The organism is Vibrio rumoiensis (assembly GCF_002218045.2).
Lineage (GTDB): Bacteria > Pseudomonadota > Gammaproteobacteria > Enterobacterales > Vibrionaceae > Vibrio > Vibrio rumoiensis.
Window position 1 is genome coordinate 570,973 of record NZ_AP018686.1, and the last position, 18,222, is coordinate 589,194.

General features: G+C 40.5%; 17 protein-coding genes and 1 pseudogene. 16 read left to right on the top strand and 2 right to left on the bottom strand.

What is annotated here, in order from left to right; genetic code table 11:
• Window positions 1-21 precede the first annotated feature (21 nt).
• The 6 genes from modB (at window position 22) to mog (ending at window position 6,792) form a co-directional block, all read left to right on the top strand.
• Window positions 22-753, top strand: a complete 732-nt coding sequence (modB, locus tag VRUMOI_RS15005; protein WP_089138882.1) for a molybdate ABC transporter permease subunit — start codon at window positions 22-24, stop codon at window positions 751-753.
• Complete coding sequence (modC, locus tag VRUMOI_RS15010; RefSeq protein ID WP_089138830.1) at window positions 750-1,886, top strand: molybdenum ABC transporter ATP-binding protein ModC; 1,137 nt, start codon at window positions 750-752, stop codon at window positions 1,884-1,886. The genes modB and modC overlap by 4 nt, the downstream gene beginning before the upstream one ends.
• 321 nt (window positions 1,887-2,207) lie before the next feature.
• Window positions 2,208-3,041, top strand: coding sequence for an HAD-IIB family hydrolase (locus tag VRUMOI_RS15015; RefSeq protein WP_089138829.1), 834 nt, complete (start codon window positions 2,208-2,210; stop codon window positions 3,039-3,041).
• An 81-nt stretch (window positions 3,042-3,122) separates the two neighbouring features.
• On the top strand, window positions 3,123-4,346 hold the full coding sequence (locus VRUMOI_RS15020) for a glycosyltransferase family protein (protein ID WP_089138828.1): 1,224 nt from the start codon (window positions 3,123-3,125) through the stop codon (window positions 4,344-4,346).
• 2 nt (window positions 4,347-4,348) lie between these two features.
• Window positions 4,349-6,115 (top strand): alpha-amylase family glycosyl hydrolase, encoded by a 1,767-nt coding sequence (locus VRUMOI_RS15025; RefSeq protein ID WP_089138827.1) that lies wholly within the window; start codon window positions 4,349-4,351, stop codon window positions 6,113-6,115.
• A gap of 143 nt (window positions 6,116-6,258) precedes the next feature.
• Window positions 6,259-6,792, top strand: a complete 534-nt coding sequence (gene mog, locus VRUMOI_RS15030; protein WP_089138826.1) for a molybdopterin adenylyltransferase — start codon at window positions 6,259-6,261, stop codon at window positions 6,790-6,792.
• Between the two features lie 506 nt (window positions 6,793-7,298).
• Here the strand turns inward: mog and VRUMOI_RS15035 are convergent.
• Complete coding sequence (locus tag VRUMOI_RS15035) at window positions 7,299-8,333, bottom strand: IS110 family RNA-guided transposase (protein WP_089138825.1); 1,035 nt, start codon at window positions 8,331-8,333, stop codon at window positions 7,299-7,301.
• Window positions 8,334-8,426: 93 nt separating this feature from the next.
• On the opposite strand from VRUMOI_RS15035, the gene VRUMOI_RS15040 reads away from it, so the two are divergent.
• The 4 genes from VRUMOI_RS15040 to VRUMOI_RS15055 all read left to right on the top strand — a co-directional run bounded on the left by VRUMOI_RS15040 (window position 8,427) and on the right by VRUMOI_RS15055 (window position 11,921).
• Complete coding sequence (locus tag VRUMOI_RS15040) at window positions 8,427-9,014, top strand: hypothetical protein (RefSeq protein WP_089138824.1); 588 nt, start codon at window positions 8,427-8,429, stop codon at window positions 9,012-9,014.
• A 99-nt stretch (window positions 9,015-9,113) separates the two neighbouring features.
• On the top strand, window positions 9,114-10,040 hold the full coding sequence (locus tag VRUMOI_RS15045) for a chromosome segregation ATPase (protein ID WP_089138823.1): 927 nt from the start codon (window positions 9,114-9,116) through the stop codon (window positions 10,038-10,040).
• Between the two features lie 129 nt (window positions 10,041-10,169).
• Window positions 10,170-10,802, top strand: coding sequence for a DUF2441 domain-containing protein (locus VRUMOI_RS15050; protein ID WP_089138822.1), 633 nt, complete (start codon window positions 10,170-10,172; stop codon window positions 10,800-10,802).
• 141 nt (window positions 10,803-10,943) lie between these two features.
• On the top strand, window positions 10,944-11,921 hold the full coding sequence (locus tag VRUMOI_RS15055) for a hypothetical protein (protein WP_045460381.1): 978 nt from the start codon (window positions 10,944-10,946) through the stop codon (window positions 11,919-11,921).
• A gap of 164 nt (window positions 11,922-12,085) precedes the next feature.
• On the opposite strand, the gene VRUMOI_RS15060 is transcribed toward VRUMOI_RS15055, so the two are convergent.
• Window positions 12,086-12,922, bottom strand: a complete 837-nt coding sequence (locus tag VRUMOI_RS15060; RefSeq protein ID WP_089138821.1) for a beta-1,6-N-acetylglucosaminyltransferase — start codon at window positions 12,920-12,922, stop codon at window positions 12,086-12,088.
• Between the two features lie 297 nt (window positions 12,923-13,219).
• Here VRUMOI_RS15060 and VRUMOI_RS15070 point away from each other — a divergent pair, with 297 nt between their 5' ends.
• From VRUMOI_RS15070 to VRUMOI_RS15095, 6 genes and pseudogenes are all read left to right on the top strand, one after another.
• A complete protein-coding gene (locus tag VRUMOI_RS15070) occupies window positions 13,220-14,113 on the top strand; it encodes a hypothetical protein (RefSeq protein WP_089138820.1) in 894 nt (297 codons plus the stop codon).
• Between the two features lie 61 nt (window positions 14,114-14,174).
• Window positions 14,175-15,123: pseudogene (locus VRUMOI_RS15075) on the top strand (IS30 family transposase).
• An 8-nt stretch (window positions 15,124-15,131) separates the two neighbouring features.
• A complete protein-coding gene (locus VRUMOI_RS15080) occupies window positions 15,132-15,590 on the top strand; it encodes a hypothetical protein (RefSeq protein WP_162598429.1) in 459 nt (152 codons plus the stop codon).
• Window positions 15,591-15,736: 146 nt separating this feature from the next.
• Window positions 15,737-16,132 (top strand): hypothetical protein, encoded by a 396-nt coding sequence (locus tag VRUMOI_RS15085; RefSeq protein WP_089140257.1) that lies wholly within the window; start codon window positions 15,737-15,739, stop codon window positions 16,130-16,132.
• A gap of 116 nt (window positions 16,133-16,248) precedes the next feature.
• The gene (locus tag VRUMOI_RS15090; protein WP_089140258.1) at window positions 16,249-17,016 is read left to right on the top strand and encodes a GNAT family N-acetyltransferase; all 768 of its coding nucleotides are present in this window, start codon (window positions 16,249-16,251) and stop codon (window positions 17,014-17,016) included.
• Window positions 17,017-17,212: 196 nt separating this feature from the next.
• Window positions 17,213-18,208 carry an endonuclease/exonuclease/phosphatase family protein gene (locus VRUMOI_RS15095; RefSeq protein WP_197712960.1) on the top strand — a complete coding sequence of 332 codons (996 nt, stop codon included), beginning with the start codon at window positions 17,213-17,215 and terminating at the stop codon, window positions 18,206-18,208.
• The last annotated feature ends 14 nt before the right edge of the window (window positions 18,209-18,222 follow it).

Consider the following 18,222-nt stretch of genomic DNA (forward strand, 5'->3'; position numbering starts at 1 on the left):
GAAAAGAAAGGATAGTCAGTGATCTTATCGGATTACGAAATTAGCGCTTTATTACTGAGCTTAAAAGTGTCCTCAATCGCGGTGCTTTGGTTGCTGCCGGTAGGGATTTTCTTTGCTTGGCTGCTGGTCACCAAAGAGTTTTGGGGTAAAAAACTGCTAGACAGTGTGATTCACCTTCCTTTAGTGCTGCCTCCTGTGGTGATTGGCTATATGTTACTTCTGACCATGGGACGAAAAGGCATTGTTGGTGAGTGGTTGTTTGATACCTTTGGTTTGGTGTTTAGCTTTAACTGGAAAGGGGCTGCGTTGGCCTCGGCAGTGGTGGCATTACCTTTAATGGTACGTTCTATCCGATTAAGTCTCATGAATGTCGATCCTAAACTCGAGCAAGCGGCAAGAACGCTTGGCGCTTCACCATTTCGAGTCTTTATGACCATCACCTTGCCGTTGGTATTACCGGGCGTGATCACGGGCGCCATGCTGTCATTTGCTCGTAGTCTCGGGGAGTTTGGTGCAACCATTAGTTTTGTGGCAAATATTCCTAATCAAACGCAAACGCTGCCATTGGCAATGTATAATTTTATTCAAACGCCAGGGGCAGAATTTCAAGCTGGGCGTTTGTGTGTGATTTCTATCGTGATTGCTTTGTTGTCTTTACTTTGCTCTGAATGGTTAACTCAAAAAACACAGAAAAAGCTAGGGGTTTCTAGTGCTTCCAGTTCTCGTGATGACAAGAGTGGAGGCCAAGCATGATTGATTTAAATTTTAAGCAGCGTTTTACTGATTTTGATTTAGATATTCAAGCGCATATACCGAGTTCTGGAATTACCGCTATTTTTGGGCGCTCAGGCGCAGGCAAAACCAGCATTATTAATGCCGTCAGTGGTTTGAAAAATCCAGATTCTGGCTCGATAAGTATCAATCAACGAGTGTTGTTTGACTCACAGCAAGGTATCAATCTTGCCGTTGAAAAACGAGATATTGGCTACGTGTTTCAAGAATCTCGGTTATTTCCACACTATAAAGTGAAGGGTAATTTGCTTTATGGCGTTAAATCTAAAGGGTATCTAGGTAAAGGCCAGCTTATTGGTAAAAAAAAGCTACCACGTAACTTTAATCAAGTGGTTGATCTCCTTGGTTTATCTGAATTATTGGACCGTTATCCGGCCGATTTGTCTGGCGGTGAAAAACAACGTTGTGCGATTGCCAGAGCCTTACTGTCAGAGCCTAAAATCTTGTTGATGGATGAGCCATTAGCGTCTTTAGATCTGCCGAGAAAAAAAGAAGTGCTGCCGTTTTTAGAATCGTTAGCGCAAGAGATTCAAATTCCAATTTTGTATGTTACGCATAGTCTCGATGAGATTCTTCACTTAGCGGATCACATGCTATTAATGGACTCAGGAAGAATCGTTGGTTCTGGCGATATAGAAACGATGTGGGCATCAAGTGCATTTAAGCCTTGGCATGATGAAGCGGATTTGAGCACGATATTTAAAGGCGTCATCAAGCAACATCATCAACGTTACGCGCTGACCTATGTGGAAATTGCGCCGAGTTGTGGTGTGTGGATGTCGGGTATCGATGCGAATGTCGATGAATCGGTTAGAATTCGCATCCATGCCACCGACGTATCGTTAACGTTATCGGAATCTACAGACACATCGATTCGAAATATCTTGCCGGCAAAAGTTGTCGAACTCGCACCTGTGACCGATCCTGCGCAGCCTGTTTCTATTCGTTTAGCAATCGGTGAAGGTGAGCATTATCTTTGGGCCAACATTACTGCTTGGGCTTATGAAGATCTACAACTTGAGGTTGGGCAGAAAGTATTTGCACAAATCAAGGGCGTGAAGATGACCAATAAAGATATGGCAATCCGTAAGTAAACAAAATACACACACCAACCTTTATTGTGCAATGGCCTGAATGGAAACGTTCAGGCCATTTTTGTCTCTATAAACCATTTTTGTCTCTATAAACAATGAAGAAAGACAAAACACCAGTGGCACGCTTCTTGAATTACTTTTACTTAGGTATAAAGCAAGGAGCGATAAGTATGTGGTTATCTTTATATTTTCCATCATTGAACGAGACGATGTTAGAGCACAGGGCCATTTATAGTGCAAGTCCGTATGGTATGCCGATGATTGTGCACCATGATGATGCAAGCACCAAGTTAGCGCCCCAGACGGGTTCAGAGTATTTTGATGCTTAGACTAGGGCTGCATCCGATTGTTTTTACCGATCTAGATGGCACGTTACTCGATCATAACGATTACCGTACCGATGCCGTTGAACCGGTTCTCACCACCTTGATACAAGCGGGGATCCCCGTGATCCCAACCACCAGTAAAACCTTTTCTGAGCTGCAAAGTTTAATGCCAAAGCTAGGGCTCAATACGCCATTTATTGTTGAAAATGGTGCGGCGCTTTTTATTCCAAAAGAGATGCGGATTAATCCACCGCAAGGCTGTGATTCCATTGACGGTTATTGGCGTAAATCGTTTACTCAACATCGCCGCCATTGGCAGCCTTATATTGAACAAGCGAAACATGAATTTGAAGGGTGTTTTCGTTTGATGACGGAGATGTCGGCAGCTGACGTGGCGAAACTGACAGGCTTATCCGAAGAAGAGTCCAAACAGGCCTTACAGCGAGATTATGGTGAGCCAGTGAAATGGCTTGGCAACGCTGAACAAGAGCAGCAATTTATCGCCTACATGCAACAACAAGGCGCAACAGTATTAAAAGGTGGCCGCTTTCTTCATATTGGAGGTCATGCCCAAAAAGGGATCGCAATGGCGTGGTTGATGGATATGTACCAGCAAATCGATCGCTCAAAAGATTGGTTTAGTATCGCGCTTGGCGATAGCCATAATGATATCAGCATGTTAGAGGCTGCCGATGTCGCGATACGTATTCGATCTCAACATCATGATTTCCCCATTCTTAATCGTGAACAAGGGGTCTTAGATAGTCATCAATATGGCCCGCAAGGATGGGCGGAATGCATGAAAAAGATTTTATTACTCGATGAGTAGATACATTGAAATGGCGCAGGTGAGCTCTTAGAGATTGAACCGCCGCGTATTAAATATTTAGCATGGAATGCAGGAGGCATCATGGCTGACTTTTATCAAAACGGAATCGTGACAACATTACACAACTTGTCTGAACGACCAGTGGAGGAATTAGAAGCAGAGCTGATGTCGTTTGCCGATCAGCGTTCCATGGGGTTGATATTACCTTCCTTATTTTCGGAATTAGAAGGTGAAGCTCTGCCGAGAATTGTCGATGAATTAAAGCAAGTACCTTACTTATCTCAGATTGTGATCGGCCTAGATAGAGCGGATGAAGCGCAATATAAACATGCTTTATCTTTCTTTAAAGATCTACCTCAGCATCACCGCGTTTTGTGGAACGATGGCCCACGTCTTCAAGCCCTTGATAAAGAATTAGCTTCGTTAGGTTTAGCCCCTAAAGAGCTCGGCAAAGGCCGTAATGTCTGGTACTGCATGGGTTATGTGCTGGCTACGGGAAAAGCAGAATCCGTCGCACTGCATGACTGTGACATTGTCACTTATAAGCATGATTTATTAGCCCGGTTAATCTACCCAGTGGCCAATCCACGCTTTAATTATGAGTTTTGTAAGGGGTACTACGCTCGAGTGGCCAATGGCAAAATGAATGGCCGGGTGGCGCGTTTATTAGTTACGCCTTTATTGAAAGCGTTAAAACGGGTCACAGAGCAAAAAGCCTATCTGGACTATATGGATAGCTTTAAATATTCCTTAGCTGGCGAGTTTTCTTTTCGTCGTGATGTACTCAGTGATATTCGAATCCCGAGCGATTGGGGATTAGAAATCGGCGTGCTTTCTGAAATGCACCGCAATTATGCCAGTAACCGTTTATGCCAAGTAGACATAGCAAAAACTTACGATCATAAACACCAAGATCTTTCATTGGATAATACCGATGGTGGTTTGTCTAAAATGTCGATCGACATAACCAAATCTCTATTTCGAAAATTGGCGACTCAAGGGGAAACCTTCAACACTGAAGGCTTTCGTTCGCTTAAAGCGACTTATTACCGTATCGCACTCGATTTTGTAGAAGCCTATCACAATGATGCCTTGATGAATGGCCTCACTTTAGATGTTCACATGGAAGAAAAAGCGGTGGAAATGTTTGCGCAAAATATTATGACCGCAGGGCAAAGCTTCTTAAATAACCCGATGGAAACGCCATTTATTCCTAGCTGGAACCGTGTGGTAAGCGCCATGCCGGATGTGATGGAGCGATTAAAAGAGGCGGTGGAATTAGATTATCAAGAATTCGGGGGCTAAGTATGACGTCATCAAATGTTTTAGTGGATAAAATTTGTCACCATTTGGATGTGATTTACCAAGGTATTCCATTACCAATGGCGCATAAAACGTTAGCCAATCAACTGGTGAATACAATGCGCTTATCACCAAATCTCGATATATCAATGCCTATGGCGGTATCTCAATCGTTATGGAGCGAAAAAGATACCATCATGATCACCTACGGCGATAGCTTATTGCAAACGGATCAAGCCCCATTGAAAACCTTAAAATCGTTTCTGAATGACTATTGCCAACCCTATATCAATGGCGTGCATATTCTGCCGTTTTTTCCTTATAGTTCAGATGATGGATTTTCGGTAATTGATTATTCCAGTGTCAATGAAGGGCTAGGCGATTGGCGTGATATTCAAGCCATTTCCAGTGATTATAATTTGATGTCGGACTTGGTGATCAACCATTGTTCGGCCAGGAGTGCGTGGTTTCAAAACTTCATTAAGGGTGAGGGCATTGGGCATGATTATTTTTATACGGTGCCCAAGGATACTGAGACGAAGCAAGTGGTGAGGCCAAGAACCTCTGATCTATTGAAGGAAGTTGAAACCGCGCAAGGCACAAAATACGTTTGGTGCACCTTTAGCCATGATCAGGTCGATTTTGATTTCCGTAATCCGGAAGTATTAACCGCCTTTGTTGAGATCATTCGCCAATATATTGACCATGGTATCCGAACCTTTCGTTTTGATGCGGTGGCTTTTTTATGGAAAGAAATCGGCACCAGCTGTATTAATTTAGAGCAAACCCATGAAGTGATTCGACTACTGAGAAGCCTAATAGAACAAGCCTGCCCACAAGCGATTATTATTACCGAAACCAACATTCCAAATCATGAAAACCTGACTTACTTTGGTAACGCCAATGAAGCGCATGCGATTTATAATTTCTCTTTGCCGCCGCTATTAGTGAATACTTTAATTACCGGCAATGGCGACCATCTCAAACGTTGGATGATGGGGATGCCGCCGGCGCAACAAGGTACCACGTACTTTAACTTTATTGCCTCGCACGATGGTATTGGTTTGCGCCCGGTTGAGGGGCTACTGCAAGAGCAAGAAATCAACGTGCTTGTGAATACGATGCAATCTTTTGGCGGTTTAGTGTCATGGCGGGCAACCGAAACGGGTGAGCGTAAGCCCTACGAGATTAACATAGCTCTGTTTGATGCCCTACAAGGAACCCAAGCAGGGCCGGATAAATATGGCATCGAACGCTTTATCTGTGCTCATGCGATTATGCTGGCAATGGAGGGGATTCCGGGCATCTATATCCACAGTTTGCTTGGTACAGGGAATGATTACGATAAAGTTGCCAACACCAACCAAAACCGTTCCATCAACCGTCACCGTTGGGACTATTCGCAACTGCAAGAGTTACTCAATCAACCGCATACTCAGCATCATCAAGTATTACATCGTTTATTACACCTGATTGACTTACGTACTCATCAAACGGCATTTCATCCTAATGCGGTGCAATTTACGCTGCATTTAGGCGGGCAGTTATTTGGTTTTTGGCGACAAAGCATGGACAGAAGACAAAGTATTTTCTGTGTCAGTAACATCAGCCTTGAAGAACAAACGTTAAATTTAGCGGATATGAACCTCATTCAAACGGATCATTGGAAAGATTTGATCAGCGGTACCGAACTGACTGGTGCAACAGAAAGTATGCAGCTGAAGCCTTATCAAACGGTGTGGATCACCAATAGGTTCAATGAAAAGCAATAACTTGGTGTAAAGCGATAATAAAATGGTGTATCCAAGCAATAGACTATGTTCATTTCTAGCTTGAAACGGTATCTTAGCGGAGTTTAAAATTTGAAATACCTCGATTTTGTTCGCGGTAAAAAACTTTGGTAGAGGAACAAGTAATGAGCAAAGCAAAAATCGGTATTGTGACGGTAAGTGACCGTGCTAGCCAAGGTGTGTATGAAGACTTATCAGGCCAAGCCATCATTGACACGCTCAACGAGTATTTAACTTCTGAATGGGAACCGGTTTATCAAGTGATCCCAGATGAGCAAGACCAAATTGAAGCGATGCTCGCCAAAATGGTTGATGAAGATGGCTGTAGCCTAGTCGTGACCACCGGTGGTACTGGCCCTGCAAAGCGCGATGTGACGCCTGAAGCAACAGAAGCAGTATGCGATCGCATGATGCCTGGTTTCGGTGAGTTAATGCGCGCAGAATCGCTAAAGTTTGTTCCAACCGCGATCCTATCTCGACAAACGGCAGGTCTGCGTGGCAGTAGCTTGATTGTTAACTTACCGGGTAAACCAAAATCGATCCGTGAATGTTTAGATGCCGTCTTCCCAGCCATTCCTTACTGCATCGATTTGATGGAAGGCCCATTCCTTGAGTGTGATGAAAGCGTCATTAAGCCGTTTAGACCAAAGGCGAAGTAACCCCTCCACATTGTAAAGCTAACCTTTGGATTAATAATGAAAATTCTATTAGTCCAAAGGGCTTTTAGTAAAACCAAATTTACTACCAATCAGATGCGTATAACTCTTTTTTACCATACTTCTTAATTGCTTCCTAAGCACACCTCACAATTGGCTCGCTAAACCCAGTTCTCGCTTTCTACATTGCATAAAATCGACTAATTGCTTTTAAAAATTCATCATTAGAGTATCTTATGGTGATAAATGAATTGATTAGCAGTGAACGTGTGGAAAAATCTTCGGGTTAATCCGAGTTTCTTGCTAATACACTTATGTAGACTCCCTCATGCCAACACCCCATTATTTGATACTTGCGAACTTATGTACGAGTTCAATCTAAAATGATCGACTCAATGATAATTGCGCGTATCGGGGCCACATCTGTTAGGCGAGGTTTTAACCTCTCAGTGTATTACTGGCTTACCGAATGAGTTATGCAAAGTAATGAAGTGTTTAACCTTTTCGCCCTATAGTGCTACTGAGCAATAGTTTGTGTTGTTTTGTAGCATTGAAAATGCAGTCCTGACTGTTTTATTAGCGAGAGCAACAGCGGCACATTTTTTCCCTCGTCGTTCTATTAATTTTTTAAGCCACAGCTCTTTCTCTGTTTTTGCTGGTCGCTTATCAATGCTATTTACAAAAGTAAATGCTCCAGTGATTAATTGGCTTCTCAATGCACTATTTCTAACCTTTTTACCGATTGAGCCAAGCTTGATTTTCCCACCAGAAGAATGTTGAACGGGGGTTAAACCAATACATGCTGAGACATTTCGGCCTGATTTAAAGGCCCGCTCACCTTCACATTCAATAGTCATATACAGGTTTACAGCATTAATTAATCCTACCCCTTCAAGTTGAGTTAACTTGTTGCACTCAGGAAGGCTTTTAGTCAGTTTTTTTAAACTTTCGTCATAAGAAGATACGAGCTCATTTATTGCAACGTAAAACTCCCAAGCTTGTGCTAATGCATGGCGAAAAATATCAGAAAATCCATTTTCAGCATCTTCTAGCGCAGTATAAACGGCATTTTTTAATCCGCCATGACCTTTAGAGCAGCGTAAATTAAATTCTAGTAATAAGGATTTCAGTTGATTTTTTAGAGCGGTTTTTTGTTTTACCGCGAGCTCTCTCATTCTAAGAATGGATTGTAATTGCTGCTGTTGAAGCGTTTTTCCGCCAATAAAGTTAATACTAGGTAACAGGCTGGATTGAATAATGGCCAGTGCATCATTTTTATCGGTTTTTTGATGCTGACGTATTCTAGAAACTAATTGAGGGCTTATTAGTCGAGCTTCATGACCAAACTGTGATACAAGGCGCTTCCAGTAATTAGATGTCGCACAGGCTTCAAATATCACGATAGTAGGTGTTTGATTGGCAATCCAAGATGTGAATGCTTGCGGCGTCATTTCATTGTTTGAAAGCACTTTATTGTTTGTGTACACACAAACTTGAAACACATCTTTTGCTAAATCAACACCAATAATAGTAGAATTATTCATAACTGTTTGACTCCCAATAAAAATTTCTTAGCAGGTTAAGTTTAGCTGAGGAGAGGGAGTCTAATTATCTGTTAAATTGCAAGGAGGTAATGTATGTCATTTTCAGACATGATGAATGATCAATTATTGTTGCGAAAAAAAAGTGGTGAAGTCGTAGAAGGAATAAAATCAGCTGTAACTCCTAATGCAATAATAACTGAGCGTTATGATGTTCCAATTGAATCGGGTGACCTTTTAGTCCGTAAACTTCCCAGTGGTATTGAAGAAACTTTTAAAGTTATAGATCCCGGCTTTTATCAAGGCTTTAGTGGAATATCTTCTGGATACAAGATTTCTTATAAGAAACTAGGAATTCCTGAAGCTGAAGCCGAAATTAAAAATATTACTTATAATTTTCATGGTAATAATGCACGCGTAAATAATAACTCAACGGACAACTCTCATAACATTGTAAATATAAATAGTGAATTGTATGAAAGTGTTGAGGCTTTAAAGGCTGAAATAAACCGCCTTGAATTATCGGCCGAAGAGAAATCTGAAGCAATAGAAGTCGTTAGTGCAATAGAAGAACAGTGTAAAAATGAACGCCCAAGTAAGGTTGTTGTAAACGCACTGATTAAGTCTTTGCCAACTGCAGCATCAATAGCTTCAATTGGTTCACTTATTGTTTCGTTGCTCTAAAGTCAGCAGCAATTGCAATTTAACAAGCGCATTTTGTCGGATTGGTTTTCCGCTGCGCTCCAAACCAACCGCAAATGCGGGCGTTAGGCAAAATCACATATGAGCGTAGAAGAAATTGAAAAATTAGTAACCGTATTGGGTAGCTTTGGATTTGGGGCTATTCTAAGTGGTGGTATTGTTTTCTATTTTATAAAATCATATATCCCTTCATATTTATCAAAGAAAGCTGAAAACCTTGCGACTAAAGAAGATATTGCTGGTATTACAAGAGAGGTCGAGAGCGTCAAAATTGGATATGCGGCTGTGCTTGAAGAAGTCAAAACAAATAATCAGCTAAGGTTAGATTCTATTGGCAGAGAGCAGTCAATTAAGAAAGAAGTGTATATGGAAGCAGTAGAAGCTATTACTAGATCGCAGGGGATGATCTCAAACTTTGCGAATCTTAATATTTCAGAAGAGCAAATAACATCAGCGTTCTCTTCCGAAGCTGGAAAAATTGCAAAAGTTCAAATTGTAGGGTCAAGTGAAACGGTAAACGCAATAACTACGCTCATGGGGGAAATTGGCACGGCAACACTAGACCTTATGTTGAAGCGTAGCGTCCTAGTTCAAAGAAAATTCTCAATTGAACTAGCTGAGAAATATCGCGATAAGTCACAGAGCGAAATTGATCGTTATATTTCAATTATGAAAGAACTAAATTTAACTGGAAAAGGCGATGAAGGCACGTGGTCTGTTTTAAAAAGTAGCTTTGAAAGTGAGTGTAAAGAGCGGGATAAGTATAACGAAGAAATAGATAAATTGTGGAGCATTCAAAATCGGGAGCACCTAGAGTACGTTAGATATTGTATGAGTACATTCTTTGATGTGTCTGAACTATTGCCTAGTGCAGTACTATCCGTCCGGAAAGAGCTAGATCTAGCAATATCCCACGAGGACTACTTAGATATTTTTAATAAAAATCTTGATAAAGGCCGGGTTGTATTTGACAAGTTTCTTGGTCAATTTGAGGCAGGTAATGCCTAACAAACCGCTGCACGCTGACACATACTGCTACGCTCGTTTTTGTGTCTGTCGCTGCGCTCCTTTATCACACAAAAACGCTCTCCGCAGTATGTGCAGGTGAGCGGGGCGTTATGTAAATAAGAGGAAACAATGAACATTTCAGGTAAAGAAGCAGTTTATTTTCACATCAATAGAGCTGTTCCTTGGTCTTCTCTACCAAAGTGGAATATCGGCGATGTGATTGATATCGGTGGAGAAAGTAACCCTTACTTTAGTTTTTTTGAAACCAATCAAAAAACTTATGGAGTAACTACTCCTGATAATGTTACTCATCAATTACCGGGTAAGCAGTTCTTAAATGCAGTGAGGGATGGTGAAGTTAACTGTCCAAATGTAGCTGGGATTGCAGCAGATATAACTCAACATTTTGTTAGCTATGTGCGGGAACTTATATGGGAAGATATTCGCAAAAGTGAGTTTCCCCACCTGCCATCTAGGCAGCGTTGTATTTGGCTCGCTGCCGATGAAGAAGGGGTTAAGTTTTGGCTGCAAAACTTAGGTCTAGATAATCAAGAATTTCAAATAGCGAAAGTACAAGTTCAAGGTCGTTTGCATGTAGCTAGTGACGAACACCTATTGACCGACAGTGAGCCTATGCTCACAACTATCAAGCGAGCCAGGCAATATTGGCTAGGGATCAATGATCATCCAGCTAGCCGTGAGATATTGTTCGAAGGGCGTTTAAAAGTGTTAGATTTTGTAGATCCCAAAGAATTTACATAACAATGCATTTAAGAGTGATTCCCAACGCTTGGCATTTTTCATTCCATCGTTGGGTTTTGTGTTTACGGTGGTCTGGTTAAGTTATGTGGTAGCGTTGCTCACACCTTAATGCGGCGTTAGCATTATTAATTAGGAGTTGTGATGTTCGAGCATGAAGATTTTGAAAGATATGAGTTCGAAAATGTACCTTTAGATCGAGATTTGTATCTCGTCGACCAAAAGTACATGAGTGACTATGAGAGTATGATGACTCGTTTCTTGACAGACTATAAAAATAATCCATACGAGAACGTTGGTTATGTTAGCTACGCAGCTGCTCGTAAGGCTTTGGATAATAGTATTGAACTCTCTTGGTACGTTAATATATCGGACCGATTCCATGAGGTTTCTATAATTTTACCTCGAGAGCAATTTGTTTCTTGTGTAGGTTGTCAAGCATGTGATGAGAAACCAAGGATTTTTGTTAAAGGGGAGTGGCTTGATAGCCTTCATGCACGATCGTTCTCCGTTTTTTCAATGATTGATGCGATTGGCGTAAAAAAATATCTAGAAGAAGATAAGCTCTCAACTGAAATGTTGGCTGAACTACGGGACAGAATTGACCAAATTGCTTCTGAGTATCCTTCGATATCGTTTATTTCCTTTGCAGATAGTTTGCTATTAAAAAGTAATTGGAGTGTGGGTGCATTTAATAACGACATTTCTTACACATATGAACCAGAAGTATTCATTTATCTTGCCGAAAAAATTTCAAAGATCTATCAGGATTGTATTGGATTACCAACTTACTCCGTAATTACTCAAGGTCAAAACTCTTATTACAATGACTCTCTTCTTCATATCTCTGAGTCAAATAATCATGTGTCTCTAAATAGCTTGGGTGTTCCTTTTGCTCAACTAATGGATATCGAACATACGGCAAGACATAATATTAGGTCAAAGCAACATGCTCCAGCTGAAGTCTACATGGATTCGTTGTATTACCATTCCTTAAACTTCAAGCATAGCTTTGATAAAAATTCTCAGCCCAAAGCAGAGTACTCTACCAAAATGGTGAGCACATCATGCGAATACTTTTTTAACAGTTGTGGGGAGTTAATCGAACAACTGGAAAAATAATGCTAACAAACATTTAAGAGTGATTCCCCACGCTTGGCATTTTGGGTTTGGGTCTAGTTCAGTGTGTACGGCGTTCAATTTGAGTGTGGTGCCGGCGTGGCTCACACCTTAATTGGGCGTTAGGTTTCTTTGAGCCACCCCGTTGAGGGTAGCTCATTAAAAAATTAGACTGTTGCAGCGAGGTGATGTTCGATCCTATCCAAGACTTTAGCATCCTCTAATAGGTCAAATTTTCGAGCGAAAAGGTTAGGGCTCGAAATTAAGTTAGAAATATCGGCCATTGTAAACGTCCTCGGTCTAAGCTTTATATCTCCATCTGGTACCCAATCGATAAGTCGTAAGTCATCTTGAATTATTTCACCATGGCAATCGTTATTCATCATAACTGTTTGGAAAAATCCTTCATCAGCAATAAATGTATTTTTATAAAATTCTTTATAGGGTTGAGATGCATCCGTGTTACAAACAAAATCACAGAATTTTCGTGACACAATCATCCATTGGGTGCCAATAAATGGTGTTATCCCTGACATGAATTTTCTAGCTATTTTAGGTCGGTAAATATACTCTTTATATTCAAAGCACATATTTTGTATGCGATTCATCGTTTCAGGCCTAGCTTCATTTTGGTCTAATGCTCGAATAAATTCCTTGTCTTTATTATTTGACAAAAACTCATGAATATATGGCTGAGTTTTCAATGGAAAATCTTGTCCACTTAGGTTTATAAAATGCGTCCAGCTTTTGTTCATATTCAATAGCTTAGCCATACCACGAAGTTCAATATTAACTAAACTATATCCACCCCATAGTGCATTTTCTGATTCAAGAATTTCAGCATTTTGGTAATCATTTAGAAACAAAGTTATTTCATCTGAAATTTCTTTTCCAGAAGTTTTGTCAACATGGATAACGTAATGATTATTTGGGTGGTATATTGCATGAAATAGCCGTTTAAATTGATCTGGATAGCGGTGAACGAGAATAAGATAAGCAATCATTAGATCTTTCCTTGAAAAATCTGGAATATTTATTTTCACGCTCCAGTTATCTCAGTTAGGGAATGTATGTTCTGAGTGGTAAGGCGTGTTCTTATCCATAGACTATATGGGGGTTCTATCTTGATTAATCAATAGCAATGAAATATAAACCTAACAAACGCTTCAAGATGGACAGCCAACGCGTGGCATTTTTATCATGCGTTGGGTTTCGTGATTATGGTGTTATGCGGAAAGTTGGTAGTAGCGTTGTCTGCCCCTTAAGCGGGCGTTAGATTGCAACCATAGATAGGAGAAAAAATGTCACAGTGGGATGACCAATTAAGTGATCATGCTATCCATGCAAGTATCGAAAATTTAGTCGACAGGCTAACTGATGACTCGCTTGTGACTGAAGATCTAAACGTTCTTGAAATTATCGACAGAATTAAACAGGCTGCATCCTACGTGGAGAGTTGTCTGAATAATGTGATTCCAGCTCTAGTTAATCACTCTCACCTTAATAAAGCTAATAGTCATATATCCAGTATTACCTCCGAATTGAATTCGTATATATCAAACTCTAACGTAGGCCACTTAAATAATACCTCTGCACACATCGATAATTTGATGGCTCAGATGAATGCCTTGCCTATTGTAAAACCAGCTATTTCTGAGCAGTCTTTCACTCGCTCTCTTGTAGAGTTTAAGTCTCTCGCTGAAAAGTCGTTTAGTGAGATGAAGAAGGAAAAAGATGAGCTGGTAAAATCAGTTGAAAAAATAACTGAGAAGTCTATTAGCCAACAAGAAAAGCTGGATGGCTTATCTAAAGAAATTGAGCGTTTTGACCAGGGTATTTCAGAATCGCTTAATAACTTTAATGAGCGATTTGAAGAAGCAGAGAACAGACATACTTCCCAGCTGGATTCAAAGCTCAGCGAATTTAATGAACGGTACGACAACTATTCGGAAGCCTTTGATTCTAAACTTGAAGAAAGTATAGAGGCAAGTCAAGAGAGTGTAAGTAGTGTTATCTCTGAGCATAAGGTTCAATATGAACAACAGCTGGAAAGCCAAAAAACAGAAGCGAATTCTTTATTAGAAGAATTGGAAGAAAAGAGAGCGGAAGCTTCAAATTTGCTTCAAATAATAGGGAATATTGGGATAACAGGCCTGATTTCAGATAATAACTGCGACATTCATGGAATGGTGTAGAAGAGGAAACCAACTGCTGAAAGTGGTACGCTCTTCTCGCCAAAGAAACAAGCGGACTACCATGAATTATCAGCAGTTGACCGAGGGAAGACGATACCAGATTTCTGCCCTTTTAGAACAGGGAATTTCAATTTCTGAAATTGCCAAAACCGTAAAATGTCACCGCTCAACTCTCTATAGAGAGTTGAGACGATGCGGTACAAAAGAACAATATTCACCAGATACAGCCCAGCAACTATCTAGGGCAAAGCGATTAAACGCATCTAAGTATCGAGTACCGCAACAACGTGTCGAATTTATTGAGTTTTTAATAACGCAAGACTGGAGTCCAGAGCAAATATCTCACGTTCTTACTCGTATTGGAGAAAAAGTCAGTCATGAATGGATTTACCGTTTTATTGCCTGCAATAAACGGCAAGGCGGTAAACTGTTTCGTCATTTACGCCAAGGTCATAAACGCTATAGAAGAGGCAAGAAAGATAAAGCTCCCGCAATAAAAAAATGCCATTTCAATAGATGAAAGACCCAAAGATGTCGATAATCGTACACGTTTTGGTGATTGGGAAATTGATACAGTTCTTGGTAAACATGGTACGGGCGCTATTGTCACAATCTTAGAGCGAGCCACACGGTTTTATTTAGTAAAAAAAGTGCCTTCAAAATCAGCAGAAGATGTGACCAGAGCGACGATAGACTTATTACGGCCATACAAACGATTTGTTCATACTATAACGGCCGATAATGGCAGAGAATTTGCGGGTCATATGGAAGTAGCACAAGCCTTAGAAACCGATGTGTATTTTGCTCACCCTTATAGTTCTTGGGAGCGCGGTGCTAATGAAAATGCTAATGGCCTGTTGAGACAATATATCAAGAAAGGAACAGATTTACGGTCGGTGAGTGATGATGAAGTTGAGCGAGCCCAACTTCGGATAAATTATCGTCCAAAGAAGTGTTTAGGGTTCAAGCAACCAGCCGTCATTTTTAGCAAAATGATGTTGGCTGCTTGAAATTACAAATGTCGCAGTTCGGAGTTGAATTTGGGGGTAACTATCAAAATATTGCAAATACTGAAAAGAGCGCAGCTGATATCTGGCGTAGGATTGCTCTTGGACTAATGATCGGTATGGTTCTAATTATTGGTATTACCATCTTCATTTCAGCGGCTAATGGATTTGACTGGAAATTGGCACTGTTTAGAATTGGGGCTGCTTTTGTCCTTGCTATACCAGCGGCATATGCTGCTAAAGAATCTGCAAAGCATAGGGCTTTAGAAAATCATAACAGAAGAGCAGAGCTTGAATTGGCATCGCTAGACCCTTATCTCGAAAAGCTCCCAGAGGAAACAAGGAATAAAGTTAAAGAGGAGCTAACTAAGCAATTTTTCGGCCTAAATAATACGCAGGAAAAGGGCGAAGAGACTGTTTCAAATAAGGCAATTTTTGAACTATTAAAATCGGTCGTAGATAAGAAGTAATGCAATCTAACAAGTTTGTCCAGTTCATGTTTTGGTCTGCGCTCCGTTTTGGGGTGGCTTCGCCACTTTACCCCTAAACTACACTACAACCAAAACGCAACTGACAAAGGCGTTATGTACCTTTATAGTGTGGAGTTAATTTCTAAATGGATTTTTATAATGAACTTATTGAAAGTGAAAAATTTTGCAAAAACTTGGGCAAGCTAATTTTAACGTCAGGAAAGTTAGAATCAATATTAAAAGAAATAACTCAAACCCATAACAAATCTCAAAACCTCGAATATGCCACTCTCGGTAAATTGGTTTCATTATGCAAAAGCAACCAACTCATTGATGATGGTATGCTTGAGGCCCTCGACTTTATCAAAACGAGACGAAACTATTTAACTCATTCTTTGTTTCCACTGTTTAATGAAGAGGTAGATGTTACTTTATTGCCTAGAGATAATTTAGAAACTGAAGATGCAGAGTATTATTTTTCTAAATGTGTTTCTGAGTTAATTGAAGATATGAACTTTGTCATTGATACATTAGGTGTATAAGGTACATAACAAGCTAATAAACAAGGACAAAAAACAGTTTGCTGTTTTCGTCCCTCAACATTTTAGCAAACAATTTTTTGCCTATTATTAGGGCGTTAGCTATATACGAGGATAAAATGAATACAGTGGATGTAATGCGAGAGTACAATGAGTTTGAACGCAAGCTTATTAACTCGTTCAATGGTGTAAAGGAATCAGATAGTAATCTGACTAAGTTCGTATCGAATGATCGTCATGGTAGTTATATTTCGTTCTTTAACTTTGATGAAAATCTCACCGAATCAATAGTTAAAGAGCAGCTTGCATACTTTAGCCAACGTAGTTTGTGCTTTGAGTGGAAGACATATAGTACCGATAAACCAAGTAATATCAGTAGTGTATTGCTCGCTAATGGTTTTGAGCAAGAAGACACCGAATCATTTATGGTTTTAGACTTATCTAAAACAGCTAACGAATTTTTCGATGAATCTCAGATTACAGAAGTTTCTGATAGCCAAGGTATTCGTGATGCAATAAAGGTTCAAGAACAAGTTTGGGGTGGCGATTTCGATTGGCAATACAACTACTTAATGAGTCGCAAAAAACAATCTCCAGATTCGGTATCCATTTATGTTGTGTACGTAGATGGACAGCCAGTAACTTCTGCTTGGTTAACATTTAATGGAAACAGCCCATTTGCAGGTATTTGGGGCGGAAGTACAATCAAAGAGTTTCGAGGCAATGGGTACTATAGCTTGCTCCTAAATAAGCGTATCGCTGAAGCCAAGTCCAAAGGTGTTAAATATCTAATAATCGATGCCTCAGATATGAGTAAACCGATAGTATCAAAGCGTGGATTTGAAGTCGTAGCGACAACAACGGGCTACACTTCACCAAATAGCTAACATACAAGCATTTAAGAGTGATTCGCAACGCGCGGTAGTTTTGCTTTACAGTGAGTATTGTGTCTACAACAAAATGGTTTAGGTGTAGGTAGTGGATATATTGATTTATATAGTGACAGGGCTGATTGTAGGAGCGACTTTGCTTCCTATATCTCGTCATCCACACTGGATTGTCAGAGGAATGGATTTTCCGCGGATGCAACTTGTTATCTGTTCTGCATGTCTGATATTGCTACAACTGACGATTCTTAATCTTTCTGAACCTCAAACCTGGCTTATTATTATCACGACAACACTATGTTTGGTTTGGCAGTTGTGGTGGATTTTGCCTTATACCAAATTATGGCGAGTCGAAGTTCATGGCAGCCAAAATGTCGATTCGAGTCGTCAATTAAGTATCTTAACGGCCAATGTGCTGACCACGAATAGAGATGCGCATAAATTGGTAGAGCTGGTGAATCAATATCAACCGGATGTACTGGTGACGCTTGAATCGGATCAATGGTGGGAAAATCAATTAGCATGCCTTGAAGTGGGTATGCCTGAAACCATCAAGTGCCCCTTAGATAATCTTTATGGCATGCATGTGTATTCTCGACTGCCGTTACATGAGAAAGAAATAGATTACCTAGTCGAAGATGACATCCCATCGATGCATACGCTGGTAGAGTTGCCAACTGGTGACTTGGTACGAATGCACTTTTTACATCCTGCACCTCCAAGCCCGACAGAAAACCCAGAATCCGCAGAGCGTGATGCCGAATTAATCATCGTCGCGCGTAGTGTGGGAGATACTGAGCAACCGATCATTGTTACCGGTGATTTAAATGATGTTGCATGGTCTCGAACCACTCGTTTGTTTCGAAAGTTGAGTGGTCTGCTTGATCCTAGAGTCGGTAGAGGTATGTTTAATACCTTTCATGTGAAGTATCCGCTATTACGCTGGCCTTTAGATCACCTTTTTCACAGTGAGCACTTTACTGTGCAGAGCATCCAAAGGTTGCCATCCATTGGTTCGGATCATTTCCCACTTTTTTCACGCTTGGCCTTCACACCAGTTAAAGGGAAAGGGCAAGATGGTTTGGATGCCGATTTGGATGATAAGGCGTTCGCGACGTCTATTACCCGTTCTCAAAATGTTAGCAAAACAGATGTACCATTAAAAACTAACCTCCCTCAGTCATCAACTTGACATATCAACCTTTA

What these genes read in the sequence shown, in the direction of transcription:
- modC (WP_089138830.1), top strand. Translation starts at nt 750, where the DNA reads ATGATTGATTTAAATTTTAAGCAGCGTTTTACTGATTTTGATTTAGAT.
- VRUMOI_RS15015 (WP_089138829.1), top strand. Translation starts at nt 2,208, where the DNA reads ATGCTTAGACTAGGGCTGCATCCGATTGTTTTTACCGATCTAGATGGC.
- VRUMOI_RS15020 (WP_089138828.1), top strand. Translation starts at nt 3,123, where the DNA reads ATGGCTGACTTTTATCAAAACGGAATCGTGACAACATTACACAACTTG.
- VRUMOI_RS15025 (WP_089138827.1), top strand. Translation starts at nt 4,349, where the DNA reads ATGACGTCATCAAATGTTTTAGTGGATAAAATTTGTCACCATTTGGAT.
- mog (WP_089138826.1), top strand. Translation starts at nt 6,259, where the DNA reads ATGAGCAAAGCAAAAATCGGTATTGTGACGGTAAGTGACCGTGCTAGC.
- VRUMOI_RS15035 (WP_089138825.1), bottom strand. Translation starts at nt 8,333, where the DNA reads ATGAATAATTCTACTATTATTGGTGTTGATTTAGCAAAAGATGTGTTT.
- VRUMOI_RS15040 (WP_089138824.1), top strand. Translation starts at nt 8,427, where the DNA reads ATGTCATTTTCAGACATGATGAATGATCAATTATTGTTGCGAAAAAAA.
- VRUMOI_RS15045 (WP_089138823.1), top strand. Translation starts at nt 9,114, where the DNA reads ATGAGCGTAGAAGAAATTGAAAAATTAGTAACCGTATTGGGTAGCTTT.
- VRUMOI_RS15050 (WP_089138822.1), top strand. Translation starts at nt 10,170, where the DNA reads ATGAACATTTCAGGTAAAGAAGCAGTTTATTTTCACATCAATAGAGCT.
- VRUMOI_RS15055 (WP_045460381.1), top strand. Translation starts at nt 10,944, where the DNA reads ATGTTCGAGCATGAAGATTTTGAAAGATATGAGTTCGAAAATGTACCT.
- VRUMOI_RS15060 (WP_089138821.1), bottom strand. Translation starts at nt 12,922, where the DNA reads ATGATTGCTTATCTTATTCTCGTTCACCGCTATCCAGATCAATTTAAA.
- VRUMOI_RS15070 (WP_089138820.1), top strand. Translation starts at nt 13,220, where the DNA reads ATGTCACAGTGGGATGACCAATTAAGTGATCATGCTATCCATGCAAGT.
- VRUMOI_RS15080 (WP_162598429.1), top strand. Translation starts at nt 15,132, where the DNA reads ATGTCGCAGTTCGGAGTTGAATTTGGGGGTAACTATCAAAATATTGCA.
- VRUMOI_RS15085 (WP_089140257.1), top strand. Translation starts at nt 15,737, where the DNA reads ATGGATTTTTATAATGAACTTATTGAAAGTGAAAAATTTTGCAAAAAC.
- VRUMOI_RS15090 (WP_089140258.1), top strand. Translation starts at nt 16,249, where the DNA reads ATGAATACAGTGGATGTAATGCGAGAGTACAATGAGTTTGAACGCAAG.
- VRUMOI_RS15095 (WP_197712960.1), top strand. Translation starts at nt 17,213, where the DNA reads ATGCAACTTGTTATCTGTTCTGCATGTCTGATATTGCTACAACTGACG.